At 54.9% G+C, this 14341-nt stretch carries 10 protein-coding genes and 1 pseudogene; 3 read left to right on the top strand and 8 right to left on the bottom strand.

Features of this window, described 5'->3' with window-relative positions; all coding sequences use genetic code 11:
* Positions 1 to 11 precede the first annotated feature (11 nt).
* Together H6G07_RS16390 and H6G07_RS16385 are read left to right on the top strand one after the other, a co-directional pair.
* On the top strand, positions 12 to 725 hold the full coding sequence (locus H6G07_RS16390) for a hypothetical protein (protein ID WP_084173312.1): 714 nt from the start codon (positions 12 to 14) through the stop codon (positions 723 to 725).
* Between the two features lie 103 nt (positions 726 to 828).
* On the top strand, positions 829 to 1383 hold the full coding sequence (locus H6G07_RS16385) for a pentapeptide repeat-containing protein (RefSeq protein ID WP_073609499.1): 555 nt from the start codon (positions 829 to 831) through the stop codon (positions 1381 to 1383).
* A gap of 116 nt (positions 1384 to 1499) precedes the next feature.
* Here the strand turns inward: H6G07_RS16385 and H6G07_RS16380 are convergent, their stop codons facing one another.
* From H6G07_RS16380 to H6G07_RS16345, 8 genes are all read right to left on the bottom strand, one after another.
* Positions 1500 to 2120: a precorrin-8X methylmutase gene (locus H6G07_RS16380; RefSeq protein WP_073609500.1), complete on the bottom strand. Its 621-nt coding sequence runs from the start codon at positions 2118 to 2120 to the stop codon at positions 1500 to 1502.
* A 179-nt stretch (positions 2121 to 2299) separates the two neighbouring features.
* On the bottom strand, positions 2300 to 3358 hold the full coding sequence (gene ltaE, locus H6G07_RS16375; protein ID WP_073609501.1) for a low-specificity L-threonine aldolase: 1059 nt from the start codon (positions 3356 to 3358) through the stop codon (positions 2300 to 2302).
* A gap of 70 nt (positions 3359 to 3428) precedes the next feature.
* The gene (locus tag H6G07_RS16370; RefSeq protein WP_073609502.1) at positions 3429 to 3938 is read right to left on the bottom strand and encodes a YcxB family protein; all 510 of its coding nucleotides are present in this window, start codon (positions 3936 to 3938) and stop codon (positions 3429 to 3431) included.
* 44 nt (positions 3939 to 3982) lie between these two features.
* Positions 3983 to 4537, bottom strand: a complete 555-nt coding sequence (locus H6G07_RS16365) for a DUF3124 domain-containing protein (RefSeq protein WP_073609503.1) — start codon at positions 4535 to 4537, stop codon at positions 3983 to 3985.
* Positions 4538 to 4670: 133 nt separating this feature from the next.
* Entirely contained in the window at positions 4671 to 5624 is a 954-nt protein-coding gene (locus H6G07_RS16360) for a YihY/virulence factor BrkB family protein (RefSeq protein ID WP_171973047.1), read from the bottom strand.
* A 63-nt stretch (positions 5625 to 5687) separates the two neighbouring features.
* The gene (locus H6G07_RS16355) at positions 5688 to 10970 is read right to left on the bottom strand and encodes a PAS domain S-box protein (RefSeq protein ID WP_073609504.1); all 5283 of its coding nucleotides are present in this window, start codon (positions 10968 to 10970) and stop codon (positions 5688 to 5690) included.
* Positions 10971 to 11344: 374 nt separating this feature from the next.
* Positions 11345 to 12325 carry an NAD(P)-dependent alcohol dehydrogenase gene (locus H6G07_RS16350; protein ID WP_073609505.1) on the bottom strand — a complete coding sequence of 327 codons (981 nt, stop codon included), beginning with the start codon at positions 12323 to 12325 and terminating at the stop codon, positions 11345 to 11347.
* Positions 12326 to 12598: 273 nt separating this feature from the next.
* Positions 12599 to 13204, bottom strand: a complete 606-nt coding sequence (locus H6G07_RS16345) for a trimeric intracellular cation channel family protein (protein ID WP_073609506.1) — start codon at positions 13202 to 13204, stop codon at positions 12599 to 12601.
* 729 nt (positions 13205 to 13933) lie between these two features.
* Between H6G07_RS16345 and H6G07_RS27255 the strand changes: the two are divergent.
* Positions 13934 to 14062, top strand: a pseudogene (locus H6G07_RS27255) (hypothetical protein); the annotation flags it as partial.
* Positions 14063 to 14341 lie beyond the last annotated feature (279 nt).

Here is a 14341-nt window from a genome sequence, read left to right as displayed (position 1 = left end):
AATTATTCCCCATGGTCAGCGATTCGCAACGCGAGCGGGAACCGAATCGGAGCGATCCTCCGTTCCAGCCAGGTTCCAACGATGCTTTCTTTGATCGACAGCACCAGGCTACCTATTGGCAGCAGGCCCCTGCCAGCGGCGCTGACCCCGTGGTGCGCGCTATACGATACCTAGGCATGCTGCGCGATCTGTCGGTCGAACCCCGCTGGATTGCCCTAGCCCATGTAGCCGACCCCCCTGGCGAAGCCCTCACCTGGATTGGTCAGCACATTCACCGGGTCAACCAGCAGCTCAACGCCATTTTGAACGATCTGCTGGGGTGTTTTGAGCCAGTCTTGTGCCCTGACATGCAAGTTTTTGCGGCCCCGATCGCGCCCCAGGCCGGGGTCGATGGGTTTTGTTGTGATAAGCCAAGCCAAGCTCTGGGGGAGAATCGCCCCGCCCCCATTACGCTGATGGTTGACGCGGGCCGCATTGTGCCCGCCGACTGGCCGGGGCTGGTGGCCCACGAGCTGGCCCACGGCATTGCGAGAATGCCAGGACACGGCGTTGAGTTTAGCCGCGCGATCGCCCATCTCTGCTTGGCCCAAGACCTGCCGATGCCGCCCCCCCAGCTCGATGCCGACGCGCTGCGCTACTGGCCCCCCTGCCGCCACAACCCTGAGCCCGAGCTGTTTTGGCTGGGGCGATCGCAAGGCGTTCCCTCGGGGGAATCAGCCCTTTAAAGGGCGATCGCTTAGCCGCTCCGGTTGCCCCCAGGTATCCCCCTCAGGTATCCCATTGAATGGGAGAATAACCAAGACCCGCCTTACAGGATTGTTGCTGACTATGAAACGCTTGACAGCCATGCTGGCCCTTGCCCTCATGTTCTGGAGCCTGAGCTTTGCCCCCGCCGAAGCCGCCATTCCCGACGATGTGCAAAAGCTGCTCGACACCAAAAAGTGCCAGGTGTGCATTCTCAATGAGGCCGAGCTGAGCAATGCCGACCTGGCCGGGGCCAACCTCAAAATTGCGGTGCTCACTGGAGCCAACTTGGCCGGAGCCGACCTGAGCAACGCCAACCTCATGCTCAGCGACATGGAAGGGGCTAATCTCAGCGGTGCCAACCTAGCTGGGGCTCAAATGAACGGGGCCAACTTGCCCGATGCCAACCTCTCCGGGGCCGATCTGTCTAACGTGGAGATGACCCAGGCTAACCTCACCGACGCTGACCTCACCGATGCCAATCTGAGCGGTGCCGTCATGCTCAGCGTTATCCTCGGTACCGCCAATATGGAGGGGGCCAACCTCAAGGGCGCTAATCTGCGCGGCGTCAATCGCAGCATGGTGCGATTTTGCAATACCACTATGCCCGATGGGGCGATCGAAAACCGCGACTGTTAAATGGCGGTGTTTAGGAAAGTTGAGTAGGTAGGGTATGGGGTTCAAGGTGTCGGGTCTAAGCTTATTCCTTTGCACCTTGAACCCTATACCTTAGGCCCAAAAGCTACTACAGACCCCTAAGGATTCTCTTTGCCGTAGGCCTGCCAGGCTAAGTCCACTAGGCCATTAACGATCGCAGCGGCCACCACAGCGCTGCCTTTGCGACCATTGATGCTGACGTGGGGCACCATAGTGTCTTGCAGACGGGCTTTGAGCACGGCGGTTTCGATGAATCCGGCGGGGGTGGCTACCACTAGGGCTGGACGCACCTTTTCGGCGTCGATTAGATCTACTAGGGTAGACAGGGCCGCTTCAGAAGCTCCGATCACAAAAATGCCTTCGGGGTAGCGCTGGGCCAGGGTTTCTACCCCCCATGAAGCCTGGCTTTTGCCTTTCTGGGGGCGGGTCAGGGCGTCCATACTGCAATAGACTGGGTTGGCAAAGGTGTTTTGAATGCAGGGCGTAATGCCCACCTGCACCATGGGCACATCGACAATGATGGTGGTGCGGGCCGCCAGGGCTGCGGCCCCTGACTGCAACGCCTGGTCAGAGAAATGAATGAGATCTTTGAAGGCAAAGTCGGCGGTGGCATAGATTACCCGGCGCACAATTTCGTATTCCGACGGCGAGAAGCTGTGGTCGCCAATTTCGGAGTCAATCACGCGCAGGCTTTGGGCATCGGTCACATGCCATTCCATAGGGGGCCGGTTAAGAGGGGTGGGTCAGTTTGCTGGGCTAAGTTTAGCCAGGTCTGGGGTGTAGCGCAACCAGCAGCGCGATCGCCGTAGCTAGATTCCTCCAGAGCCAAAGTCAGCGGGTGGCTGCGTTACGCTCCTTAAACCCTACACCCTCGCTGCCTATTGTCCTGCGGTTGAAATTAATGCCGGGTCAGAATGGTGCGCAGGGCCGCTATCAGCCGCTCGACCTGGGCTGGCTCAATCCAATAGTGGGTGACGGCCCGCAGACGGCGATCGCCATAGCCGCCAATGTGTAACCCGTACTCGAGCTTCAGCGCTTTGATCAAGTCTTCTGGAGAAATCGCCATCCCCTCGGCCAGATCAAAAAACACCATGTTGGTTTCGACCAGCATCGGGTCAAGCTCAATGCCAGGGATGGTCGCTAACCCCTGGGCCAGAGCCTGGGCGTTGTCGTGGTCGGTCTGCAACCGCTGGGTCATGGTCTTGAGGGCAATGATGCCCGCTGCCGCTAGCCCACCCGCCTGGCGCATGCCGCCGCCCAGCAGCTTGCGGTGGCGGCGAGCCTGGTGAATAAACGCCTCGCTGCCCACCAGGAGAGAGCCGACCGGGGCGCACAGCCCCTTGCTGAGGCACACGCTCACCGAATCGACATGGGTGGTAACGGCAGTTGGGTCAACCCCCAGGGCGGTGACAGCGTTGAATAGGCGCGCCCCATCCAGATGCACCTTGAGCTGATGCGTCTGGGCCAGGGTGCCGATCGCCGCGAAATACTCAGGCTCGATCGCCGCGCCGTTGTTGCCGCCGGAGCTGTTTTCGAGCAGCACCAGGCGGCTATGGGGCAGGTGTGGATTATCCACGCGAATGGCCGATTTGATCTGATCGATCGCCATGCGGCCCCGGCTGTCGGTGGGTAGCGGGCGAGGGGTGATGCCGCCCAGTACGGTGATGCCCCCGGCCTCCCAGCAGAAGGTGTGGGCGTCTTCGCCGAGGATGGCTTCGTCGCCGCGCTGGGCGTGGGTGAGGGCGGCGATCAGGTTGCCTTGGGTGCCGCTGGTGACAAACAGCCCCGCCTCTTTGCCCAGCAGACTGGCGGCCAGGGCCTCTAGCTCGTTGACGGTGGGGTCTTCGCCGTAGACGTCATCCCCCAGTTCGGCGGTGGCCATGGCCTCGACCATGGCGGGGGTGGGCCAGGTGACGGTGTCGGAGCGAAAGTCAATGGAGGGGTGAATAGTAGCCATGGCGGGAAATGGGGTAGGAGTAGAGCTAGACCTATTATGCCGGGCCGCTCCTTGACTAAATTGCGCTGACTTAATTGCGGGGATGACCTAGGTTGGCTTCGAGATAGGTTAGAAACTGCTTGAAGTCTGTCTCGGAGTCAAAAACACGACGCGGAAACATGTGAAAGAGCGCCTGAGATTGATACAAAAGCACTAAATCTTTGCCGACTTTGTATTTGTAAAAATCGGCGATCGCCATCCTGGAGGTGCCCTGTTCTGAAGTCGTTTCAATGGTGTCTGGAGAAATCACAATCTCGTACTGAGCCTGGAGAGACTTTTGCTGGGCAAAGACCCGACGAGTTTTGCTAGGCACAATGACCACCAAGATAAACCCATAGATAATTGCGAAAAACAAAATGGGTAAAGCCGCAATTAAAAGATTAGTGAGTAGAAAGGGGGAAAGGGTGCCACTGACTAACACGACAAGACTCAGCCCCAGCAAACCAAGGGCCAGGTACTTAACCCAGGGGCTAGGTCGAATGTGTAAATACTGAGCTTTAACGTAGTCGTCGGCAGTGAGTTGGCACCGTATGGTTAGCATGGCTAGAGATCTTGGTGTTAGGGTCGGTGGTGGGCTAGCTCAGGTTACTGCGCTGGCAAGTCTTCAATTACGCGGGCGGGGCTGACAAAGGACATGCCCTGTTGGGAGGCGGTGCTGATCATCACCGCTTCGACGACGGGGGCGCTGACGGGGGCAGCGGATTGCCATTCGACAATGAAGTTAGCCCCGACGCCGCCGGTTGTGTTGGAGCGGTCAACCACCACTTCGGTGGAGGCGAGGGGGCCGAGCTGAATGGGGGCATCGAGGTAGGTGACGAGGCGATCGCCCCCCGAGTTGTAGTAATCCAGCGTAGTGAGCACGATGGGCTGGTTGCGATCGCTGTTGCGCAAACTTAAAGTCACCGTCAGCTGAAAGGCGCGGTTGGTTTCGGAGTCAAAAATTTCGGAATACACCGGCACGTAGAGGGTTTGCCCCTGCACAGCCGAGGCTGGAGCAGCGGCGAGAACGGTGACGCCGGGGCGTTCGCCAAAGCGCTCCTGAGCCGAGAGCGGAGGCGATGGGCTAGTGGCTGGGGCCTGAGGGGCGCAGGCCGCCAGCATGCCCAGGCTGAGGCTGATGAGTAGTTCTTTCCATGGCATAGGGCGTGCTCCTGGGCGTTCTTTACGGAGATTTTGTGAGGTAGAGGGTGGGGAGTGGGGGGTTAGGAAGTTCAAAGTTCAAAGTTCAAAATTTTGCCTTTCTAATTTTGAACTTTGAATTCCCCCTACCCCTTCACTCGCCAAACCGCGCCGCTCGGCGTTTGGTGCCAAACAGGTGGGCATAGACAAACGAAAATTCGCAGCCCGCAAAGAAGATTTGGCAGGCCAGAAAGATCCACAGCATGAGAATCATGACGCTGCCGATGACGCCGTAGGAGACGAAGCGGCTGCCCAGACTAATGACGCTGTTGCTAACGAGCCACTGCAACCCGGCCAGCAGCAGAGTGGTGAGCAGGGCACCGGGCCAGATATCGCGCCAGGAGAGCTTGATGCTGGGGAGGAGGCGGAACAGACCGGCGATCGCAAACCCGAGCGCCAAAAACGACCAGCCCGCCTCCAGGGTTTTGCTCAAAATCGCTTCGTCAATGGTGAGAAAGTCGAAGGTTTCTTGAAAGGTATTGATTAGGGTGAGAATGATTTTAATCACAATGTCTGACAGCAGCGAGGCCAGCAGCAGCAGCGCCGTAGCCAGCACCAGCACAAAGGCCGAGAGTTTATTCACCACAAAAAAGAGGGCCATGCGGGCGGGCGATCCGGCTTCGCTGACGCGGCTGGGGGTTTCCCAGATTTTGTTCACCGATCGCTTGAGCATGGCAAAGATAGTGCTGGCGGCAAACAGCAAAATGCCAAAGCCAATCAGCCCCGCCCCCACGCTGTTTTCGTTGAGCGATACAAGGGTGTCTTTGATTAAGTCATGCACTTCGGGGGGCAGGTAGCGCACAATCACCGCCTCGATGGCCTCAAACACCTCGGTGTTTGGCCCCACCAGCGCTCCGATGATGCTGAGCACCACCAGCAGCAGCGGAAACAGCGAAAACAGCGCGTAGTACGACAGCGCCGCCGCCATGCCGGGCACGTTGTCGCGATCCCACTTCAGCCAGGTTTGAATCAGGAGCTGGGCAGGTTTAGACGGGAGCACCTGGGTGCGCAGGTAGGGCAGCAGGCGCGATCGCACGTATTGCAGCATGGTGGTGGGGCAAAGAAACCGAGGGTATTATCGCCCACCCCCGCAACCGGTGCCGACGCGACACTAGCATTCTGGCGGAGGTGGCTTCACCAGGGTGGCGATCGTTCGCACCAAGCGGTCTGGTTCGATGGGTTTGGCTAGATGCAGCTGAAAGCCAGCGTCCAGGGCATGCTGCTGGTTGATCTCTCCGGCATAGGCTGTCAGGGCGATCGCGGGCAGGTTGCCCCCCTGGTCGGGGCGTCGCTGGCGAATCTGCTGAATCAGCGCGTAGCCATTCATCTCGGGCATGCCGACATCGCACAGCAAGAGGTCGGGCACCGACTGATTGAGTCGGCTGAGCGCTTGCATCGCTGAGGCGGCTGTCGCCACCTGTGCCCCCGCCTGGGTGAGAATGAATGACGCCAGCTCTCGCATGTCGGCCTCGTCGTCGACCACCAAGATCTGTAGCCCGGTTAAGTCGGTCGCTTTGTCTAGGGGTTTGACGGGCGACGGTTGATTTTGCCTGACTAGGGTGAGGGGAAGCCGCACGGTGAAGGTCGCGCCGAGGTCTTGGCCGGGGCTGTCGGCAGACACTAGCCCGCCGTGCAGTTCGGTGAGCTGACGCACGATCGCCAGGCCGAGGCCAAGGCCGCCAAACTGTCGCGTGGTGGTGCCATCTTCTTGCCGAAAGTAGTCAAAGACGTGGGGCAAAAAGTCGGGGTGAATGCCCTTGCCGGTGTCGCTTACCCGAATTTGAGCGTAGGTGTCCACCTGCTCTAGGGTGATGGACACGTGCCCCCCCGCCGGGGTGAACTTGACTGCGTTGGAGAGCAAGTTCCAAATCACCTGCTGGAGCCGGTTGGTGTCACCTAACACCTGGCCCTCGATCGCATTTAGCGTAGTTTGCATCTGAATCCGTTTGGCCTCAGCCGCCAGGCGCACGGTTTCAGCCGCCGCTTCAATGGTGGTGACTAGATTGACTGGGGCAACGGTCAGGGTCAGCTTGCCCTGCAAAATGCGCGAGACATCGAGCAGATCTTCGATCAGCTGGGCCTGGAGTTTGGCGTTGCGCTCGATGGTTTCTAAGGCCTGGTCAGCTCTGGCCGCATCTAGCTGCTTGCTGCGCAAGATTGTCACCCAGCCCAAAATTGGGTTCAAAGGCGATCGCAATTCGTGGGACAAAACCGCTAAGAACTCATCTTTGATGCGGTTGGCGGCTTCGGCTTTGGTGCGATCGCGCTGAGCCGCCTGGTAGAGCTGAGCATTTTCGATCGCCAATGAAGCCCGCTGCGCCAATTCTTCAGCGAGCTGCAAGTCTGCGGCGGCGTAGCGTCGACCCGACTCAGCCGAGATAAACGAGATGGCACCGATAATGCGGTCTTGGCTGCGCAGCGCCACCGTCATCGCTGAGCTAAAGCCAACCTGCCGCAAAATCTCTAGATGCTCAGGGTCTTTGGCGGCATGGATCAACAGCTCATCGGGAATTTCAGGGATAAAGTCGGGTTGTCCGGTGCGCAGGGTCAGGGCGGCACCGCGCTCTGCATTCTTATCTAAGGGATACTTGTCTCGAATCTGCTCGGCCCATTCCAGCTTGGCCGGGTCAGCATGGGCCACGGCAATTTGGTCAATGGCACCATTCTCTTCCACGATGTGGACGGTACACCAGTCGGCCAATTCCGGTACGGTGAGCTGGGCAACTTGCTCTAGGGTCGTTTGGTAGTCTAGAGACGATGCCAGCACAGCGCTTGACTCAGCGAGATATTGTTGGGCGCGCTCTAGCTTGACGCGCTCTGTGACATCGACAACCGAGGCCAAAAGCCCTTCTACCCGCTGATTTGAGTCAACCGTTGGCATGTAGTAAACGTTGTAGTAGCCGGGACGGTGATCGTCACGCCCAGGTACATTGATGGGCAGGTTAGGCGAGATAAATGGCTGACCCGTGGCATAGACCTGACGAACAACCTCGACCATGGCGGGATCAGTCTGACCAAACAGCTCTTGAATAGACTTGCCCAGGTGATAGGCACGGGGCAACCCATTGATTTCAGCTAGGGCGTCATTGATGGCGATAAATCGCTGCTCACTGTCTAATAGCGCTAGCCCCACTGGGGAGGTGTCAACGATAGTGGCCAATTGCTGTTGGGCGGCTTCGGCCTGAGAGCGGGCGGCGCGTTCTCGGCCAAGCAATTGTTCTCGCTCCTGCTCAGCCAGCTTGCGATCGGTGACATCGAGCACCAGCGACAAGACTGAGGTCATCTGGCCCGATTCATCTTTAAGGCTGGAGTTGTACCACTCGCAGTGAACCACGGCGCGATCTTTGGTGTAGTTGCGGTTGTAGGAAAAAATGTGGGGCTCTTTGCCATAGACCAGGCGGTGGCAGACATCGGTGACGGATTCTAGATCGTCTTCATAGACAAAGGGAATCTCGGTTAAGGTTTTGCCCAGTATTTCTTCAGCTTGCCAACCTAAAATGCGCTCTGCGCCCGCTGACCACCGAATCACTCGAAAGTCGCTATCCCACTCGACGACGGCCATCGGCGTGTTTTCAACGTGGAAGTTGAGCTTTTGCAGCGCCTGATGCAGGGCTTGTTCTGCCTGCTTGCGCTCGGTAATATCGATGACAGCCCCGATCGATTGCTTGGGGTGGCCCTGAATATCGTAGGCAAACTGCCCTCTAGATTCGACCCAGCGAATGGTTCCATCGGGCCAGCGCAGCCGATATTCCTGATAGTACTCGGTGCGTTCATCAATCGCCTGCTGAAGCTTTGCCTTGGCGCTCGGCAGGTCGTCGGGATGGACGCGGCTGGCCCACCGCTCGTAGCTCGGCACGCATTCGTCGGGCTGGAAACCCAGGATAGTGAAATGCCTGGCCGACCAGCGGATGCTGTCGGTCTGCATGTCCCATTCCCAGGTGCCCATGCGGCCAATATTGAGGGCGAGCTGTAGCCGCGCTTCACTTTCGCGCAGGTCTGCTTCGGCCCGCGATCGCTCGACGGCCAGCCAGGTTTTTTCAGCGATGCGCTCCATCATAGCCACATTGTCTGCCGTCCAGGGGCGTGGCATCGCATGGTGCAGCACCAACAGGGCCACAAACCGCCCTCGCTTGACCAGCGGCACGCAGAGCAGCGATTTGGTTTCAATGGCGGCAAAGGCTGCCGCACTGGCTCCGGCGGTGCGAGGGTCGCGATCGACATCATCAACCACAATGGTTTTGCCCTGCTTGAGCTCGGCAATGATCTCAGCCCCAAACAAATCCATCCGATGGGCACCCACCACGCTGACGACGCCGTCGCAGTAGTCGCGATCGACGGTCACATGTTCTTGGGCGGCATCAATTTCACCGTAGGCACAGCGGGTGACATTGAAATGTTTGCCAGTGGCGCTAACGACTTGCCAGACGATTTCTTCTGAGTCTTGCAGGGTGCGAGCGGCATCGTTCAGTTCGATCAAAAATTGCTGCTGCTGTTCTTTGCGCTGGAGTTCTGCGAGCAGGGCCTCGCGATTGGCTTCGATGTGCTTGCGATCGGAAATATTGAGCGAAACCCCGGCCATGCGGACGGCTTGCCCAGATTCGTTAAGGTAAATCTGGCCCTGACCCTTGAGCCAGCGCACCTCACCGTTGGCCGCGATCACGCGATATTCTTGGGCAAAAACCCGGTCTCCCATTAGAGCCTCTGCGGTCGCTTGCCTCAGCAGAGGCCGATCGTCTGGGTGAATGCAGGCCCGAAACTCGTCTGCGGTGCCCACCTGCATGCCCCAAACCTCTTCGGCGTTGGGAGAACACACGACTTGCTCTGTTTCTAAGTTCACATCCCAGGCGACCATCTGGGCCGATGAGAGGGCCAGATGTAAGCGTTCTTCGGCCTGGCGCAGGTTGGCCTCAATCTGCTTGAGGCGGGTCACATCTTGAAACATGACAATGCCGATCGCCGGATGCCCATACATAGCGGGCATGATTTCTCCCCAGCAGAGGGTGGCCCGAACGCCGCCGGGGGTATGCCAGTTCATTTCAACGCTCTGTAACCGCTCCCCACGGGCAAGCAGCACGGCGGGCATTTGGTCAATGGCAATGCGATCGCCCTGGGCATCGGTGCAGTAATAGGCGTTGGCGTATTCCTCCAGGGATTTGTGTTTGGGTAGATCGCCTCCGGCTAGCTCATTGGCAATGCGGTTGGCAAAAATGACTTTTGCGGTTTCTGGGTCAATAAACGTGGTGGGCGTTGGCATCAAGTTGAGGACGGCTTCTAACCACTTCTGCTGGTTTTCGAGATCTTCGGCCTGCTGCCTGAGTAAGCTTTCGGTTTGCTGGTGTTCGGTGATGTCTTGAAGCACCACAGCGGCTGCCAAAATTTGCCCTTGCTTATCGAGTATTGGGGTTGAACTGACCGTAATTACGGTACGCTTGCCATCCTCGTAGCGTAGTTCCATTTCCTCATGGATCACGACCTCACCGGCTCTCAGCGATCGCGGCAGGGGATATTCATGCGGCGCATACTGTTGCCCTTCGGGGCGAAACGCTGTAAACGGCGTGATCGGTTCATAGTCCTCCAGTTCGTAGGACTGCTCAAAGTCGTATCCGATAATTTGTTTGGCCTGCTCGTTGGCCAGCACTAATCGGTTAGATGAGGCCTCTGCAATCAAAACCCCCGCTGGCATCTGGCGGAGCACCGCTTCAAACTGAGCCCGTTCTGTCTCCAAGTCGCGGAGTAATTGCTCTCGCTCTACCTCGGCTTGCTTGCGATCGGTCACATCCCGAAAATAAACCGTGAGTCCCTCTGCTGAGGGATAGGCTCTTGCCTCCAGCCAGCATTGAACGGGTTCGCCAAATTCTTCCCAGGCTACCGGAACTTGCTCAGCGATCGCCCGCTGCATGGCCTCGTAGGCGGCTCCACCCACCAAATGAGGAAAAACATCGTTCCAAACATGTTTGCCAACCAGGTCTTCAGGGGTTTTGTGCAAAATTTGAGCCGCTGCCTGATTGACATAGGTGTAGTGCCAATGGCGGTCAAAGGCCACAAACGCATCGGTGATGCGTTCTAAAACAGCGGCGACTTTGCCTTCCGTCGCCCGCTCTGCTTGATCTGGGGAATTGGCCAACCGCTCCTCTCGCAACCGGTTCTGCTGCTGTAGCTCAAGTAGTTGGGTTTGCAACCGCACGATTTGAGCATTTTCTCCGTCCGAGCCGGTGGCATCCGCCGCCTCTAAGCTGCGGGCAAACTGTTCAATCACTTCAGAGCGCGAAATACCTCGTTGTTGCGCCGCTTGATCGAGCGATCGCCAAGCCGTGGGGGTTAGAGATAGGCTGACTCGATGTTTAGTCTCTTGCTCCCAATTGTTCACAAACTTTCCGCTCGCGTTGCGTTTCATGGAAAATGGAACCGTATACATAAACGGTAAATCCATTCAACTCGACTCTGGCGGGAATATAAATCATCCTTTAGGTAGACGTTGAACGTGAGGCGGTTTGGGCCGCTGAGCTGGTCAGTTATAGGACGGGTTTAGCGGAGAGCCATCTGCTGTAGGGCACGGGGGTTAGTGCGATCGCACCTATTGCCGCCGGGTGAGGTGAGGCAGAGAACGCGAAGAGATGATCACTAGCGAGACAGATGCAGAAGAGAGCAGCCCAATAGGTCACCTCATCTGAACCCAGACTTGATACCTGGCATAGGGGTTGCGATCACCGAACGCAACAAAACCAGCGATCCTGGTGGACATGGTGAAGATTTGGCGCAATGCGATCGTTAGGTTTCGCTACGGTGTTTCACAGTGATAACCACATTCCCCCGCTTGTGTCCTTGTTCAACATATCTATGGGCATCAGCAGTCTGTTCCAGCGCATAATGCCTATCTATAGCCGTCTTCATCTTCCCCGCCTCAATCAACTCTTTGAGAAAAATCAGGTCTTCTTTTTTCTCGATCGCTACCCCACCCACAACTTTTTTACGGGTTGTCTTTGAAACCCATAACCCTCGAAGTATTGAAAGCAAGTCTATATGTACAGCTCTGAGATAGATACCATTTCGCTTCAGTGACTTTAAACAGCCTGAAAACGAACTCTTGCCCGTTGTGTCAAAAATAATATCGTAGGTCTTACCGCTCTGGGTAAAGTCTTCTTTGGTGTAGTCAATCACCTCATCAGCTCCCAGAGATTTCACCAGCCCCAATTTTGCTGTACTACATACCCCAGTTACGTCTGCGCCAAACACTTTGGCAAGTTGCACAGCCGCAGTCCCCAAAGACCCAGAAGCCCCATAGATCAAAACTTTTTGTCCATTTTGAATATTTCCCTTATTTTTTAGGAAAACTAATGCGGTTGTTGACCCAAAAGGTACGGCGGCAGCTTCCTGATACGTCATGTTGGTCGGCTTTAATACAACTGCCCCTGCTTCGGGTAAGCAGATGTATTCGGCATTAGCACCCAGGCTAATTCCTGCTCCAGCAAATACCTGATCGCCAATCTTAAATTGTCTGACATTCTTGCCAATTGCCTCAATTTCTCCGGCGACTTCAGATCCCAGTATTGTGTTTTTTTTGGGTTTTCTGAAACCGTAAAAAAGCCTGACGCCGAATGGATCAGCCCTTCGAATACGTACGTCTGCCGAAGTCACTGTTGTTGCGTAGATTTTGATCAGTACTTCATTTTCCTTAGGAGTGGGTTTCTCTACCTCCTTGAGCTGAAGAACTTCAGGTGATCCATATTCTGTACAGACAATCGCTTTCATGATTTCTCCTTAACGGTGACTGTAGTGTAGTTCATACAGTCTCCCACGTGATGGATTTGCAAAACCTAACGGAATGGAGAGCGGCGATCGCCATAGGTAAAACAAAATTACAGGGTGGGGGGATAGAGAAACCGAGGGTGTCACTGCCCATTCTTAGGATTAGCGCAAAAGGTATCATCCCAACTAGTTGCTTAATTAGGATATAAGGTTGATAGCCACATAACGGGTTGTTTCATTTATCGAAAAATCTTCAAATAGTTTAGCCTAACGGATTCAGCGACGAAAGCGTGGCATCTGGACATTGTTTTTATACCCCCACAGCCGAACTCCAAAAATCAATGCAGAAGACAGAAAAATATTAAAAGAAAGAGGCAGTAAATTAGATTGATGTATGAGGTAAAAAGTTATTCCTCCCAGGAGAGATGAAGCCGCGTATATTTCTCGATGAAATATAAACGGGATTTCACCGATTAACGCATCTCTAATTATCCCTCCTCCTGTTGCCGTCAATGTGCCAGCAAGAATAGCTCCCAAGAAATGAACTTCTAGTAAAATGGCCTTTTCAACGCCAATTACCGTAAAAACAGCTAGTCCTAATGCATCAAGGCAAATAAAAAGCTGATATCTGTCTTTTATCTTATTCGCAAATAAATAGGTAAAAATAACACCAATAAAAACTGTGGCCAGATAATGTGGGTCATTAAACGTGCTTGATTTTACTCCCAGCACCATATCCCGAATGATTCCTCCGCCCATTGCGGCGGCCAGAGCCAAAAAAAAGGCCCCGACCACGTCAATTCTGTGGTGAATACCACCCATTATGCCTGTTATACAAAAGGCAAAGGTTCCCAATAGGTCGGCAAAATATATTACTTGCATGAACTGGCACCTGAAATAGCTTAATTTTTTGAGAGTAGCTAATAAAGACACTGCTTCGCACAGCAGTTTTAGCTAGAGAAGACTCTCCCGTTAGCTACTCAGATTCAAAAGTTTGATATCGCAAAAATTGACGCTAGGTTTTTTGGAGTATCAATCTAGTAACACTCCAAAAACCTTGAAAAAATCATTGCTAAAACTTTTTGAGCAAAGCTTTAAAGTATTGCGAAGCATTAAGCTAACTAGCTGGCTTCGCGCATAGCCTGCTGCTAAAGTTTTTTATTTAGCAAAGATTTTTAATTAACCTGAGAAACACCCAAAGATAAATATTCTTTAAACTTTGGGAGGCAAGATGATAGACCAAAATACTTCGTCCATACTCTTAACTCAGCAGCTTGCAGGGAACTTTCTGCATAATACACCAAACTAGATTGTTCACCTTGCACTTTTCTGCACACCCTTACCGTTTCAGGTCTGGCAAACGCAGGACTACTTCTGAGTAAGATTGTAGGCTTGCCTCCCCGGCAACAGCCTGGGGATCGCACAGGTGCTCCATGCTCTACGTCAGCCTGGCGAATATAATCGGATCTGAAACGCGTCGTTAAGAAGATTCTCTGCGCCTACTACTACGGCAGATCCACCAGCGATCGCGTTCAAAAAATCTAGATGTTGTTACGGTTCTAATTCAAAAACGGCACAGGCGTAAGCGGTGTAGACCGAAATGGTCGGGCTCCTTTGATCTCTGCTATTTATGCTGAGGGTGAGGTAATTGTTAAGCTTCTACGGGCAAACGGCGCAGACGTAACTATTAGCACCCGTTCTTCTGACATTTTGCTACACATGGCAGCAAAAATTAATTAATACGGTCTGATTTGACTGCTGCTTTAAGCTGGGGCTGATGTTAACTACCGATCTACTCAGCCCGATACTGTCAGTTGCTCCGTAAGGGTCGGGCTTACTGCTTTACAAGTCGCATTCCAGACAGACTAAATGAACGCGATAAGAGCACTGAGGGGTAACGTACCTTAAAAGAAATTTTGGCATTGCTGAATTAAGGGATGAACCGTGGAGGGACTGGGACATCGCCGAACTTGAGGTAGTGAAGTAACAGTCGAACAGAGTGAGCCAGCATGTCTACGG

It is taken from the genome of Phormidium tenue FACHB-1052 (assembly GCF_014696675.1).
Classification (GTDB): Bacteria; Cyanobacteriota; Cyanobacteriia; order Phormidesmidales; family Phormidesmidaceae; genus Nodosilinea; species Nodosilinea tenuis_A.
The sequence above is the reverse complement of the archived record's forward strand: the minus strand, read 5'-3'. Positions and strand labels throughout refer to the sequence as shown.

Coding starts and splice junctions, on each gene's coding strand:
- H6G07_RS16385 (WP_073609499.1), top strand. CDS start 829: ATGAAACGCTTGACAGCCATGCTGGCCCTTGCCCTCATGTTCTGGAGC.
- H6G07_RS16370 (WP_073609502.1), bottom strand. CDS start 3,938: ATGCTAACCATACGGTGCCAACTCACTGCCGACGACTACGTTAAAGCT.
- H6G07_RS16355 (WP_073609504.1), bottom strand. CDS start 10,970: ATGAAACGCAACGCGAGCGGAAAGTTTGTGAACAATTGGGAGCAAGAG.
- H6G07_RS16360 (WP_171973047.1), bottom strand. CDS start 5,624: ATGCTGCAATACGTGCGATCGCGCCTGCTGCCCTACCTGCGCACCCAG.
- H6G07_RS16390 (WP_084173312.1), top strand. CDS start 12: ATGGTCAGCGATTCGCAACGCGAGCGGGAACCGAATCGGAGCGATCCT.
- H6G07_RS16380 (WP_073609500.1), bottom strand. CDS start 2,120: ATGGAATGGCATGTGACCGATGCCCAAAGCCTGCGCGTGATTGACTCC.
- ltaE (WP_073609501.1), bottom strand. CDS start 3,358: ATGGCTACTATTCACCCCTCCATTGACTTTCGCTCCGACACCGTCACC.
- H6G07_RS16345 (WP_073609506.1), bottom strand. CDS start 13,204: ATGCAAGTAATATATTTTGCCGACCTATTGGGAACCTTTGCCTTTTGT.
- H6G07_RS16365 (WP_073609503.1), bottom strand. CDS start 4,537: ATGCCATGGAAAGAACTACTCATCAGCCTCAGCCTGGGCATGCTGGCG.
- H6G07_RS16350 (WP_073609505.1), bottom strand. CDS start 12,325: ATGAAAGCGATTGTCTGTACAGAATATGGATCACCTGAAGTTCTTCAG.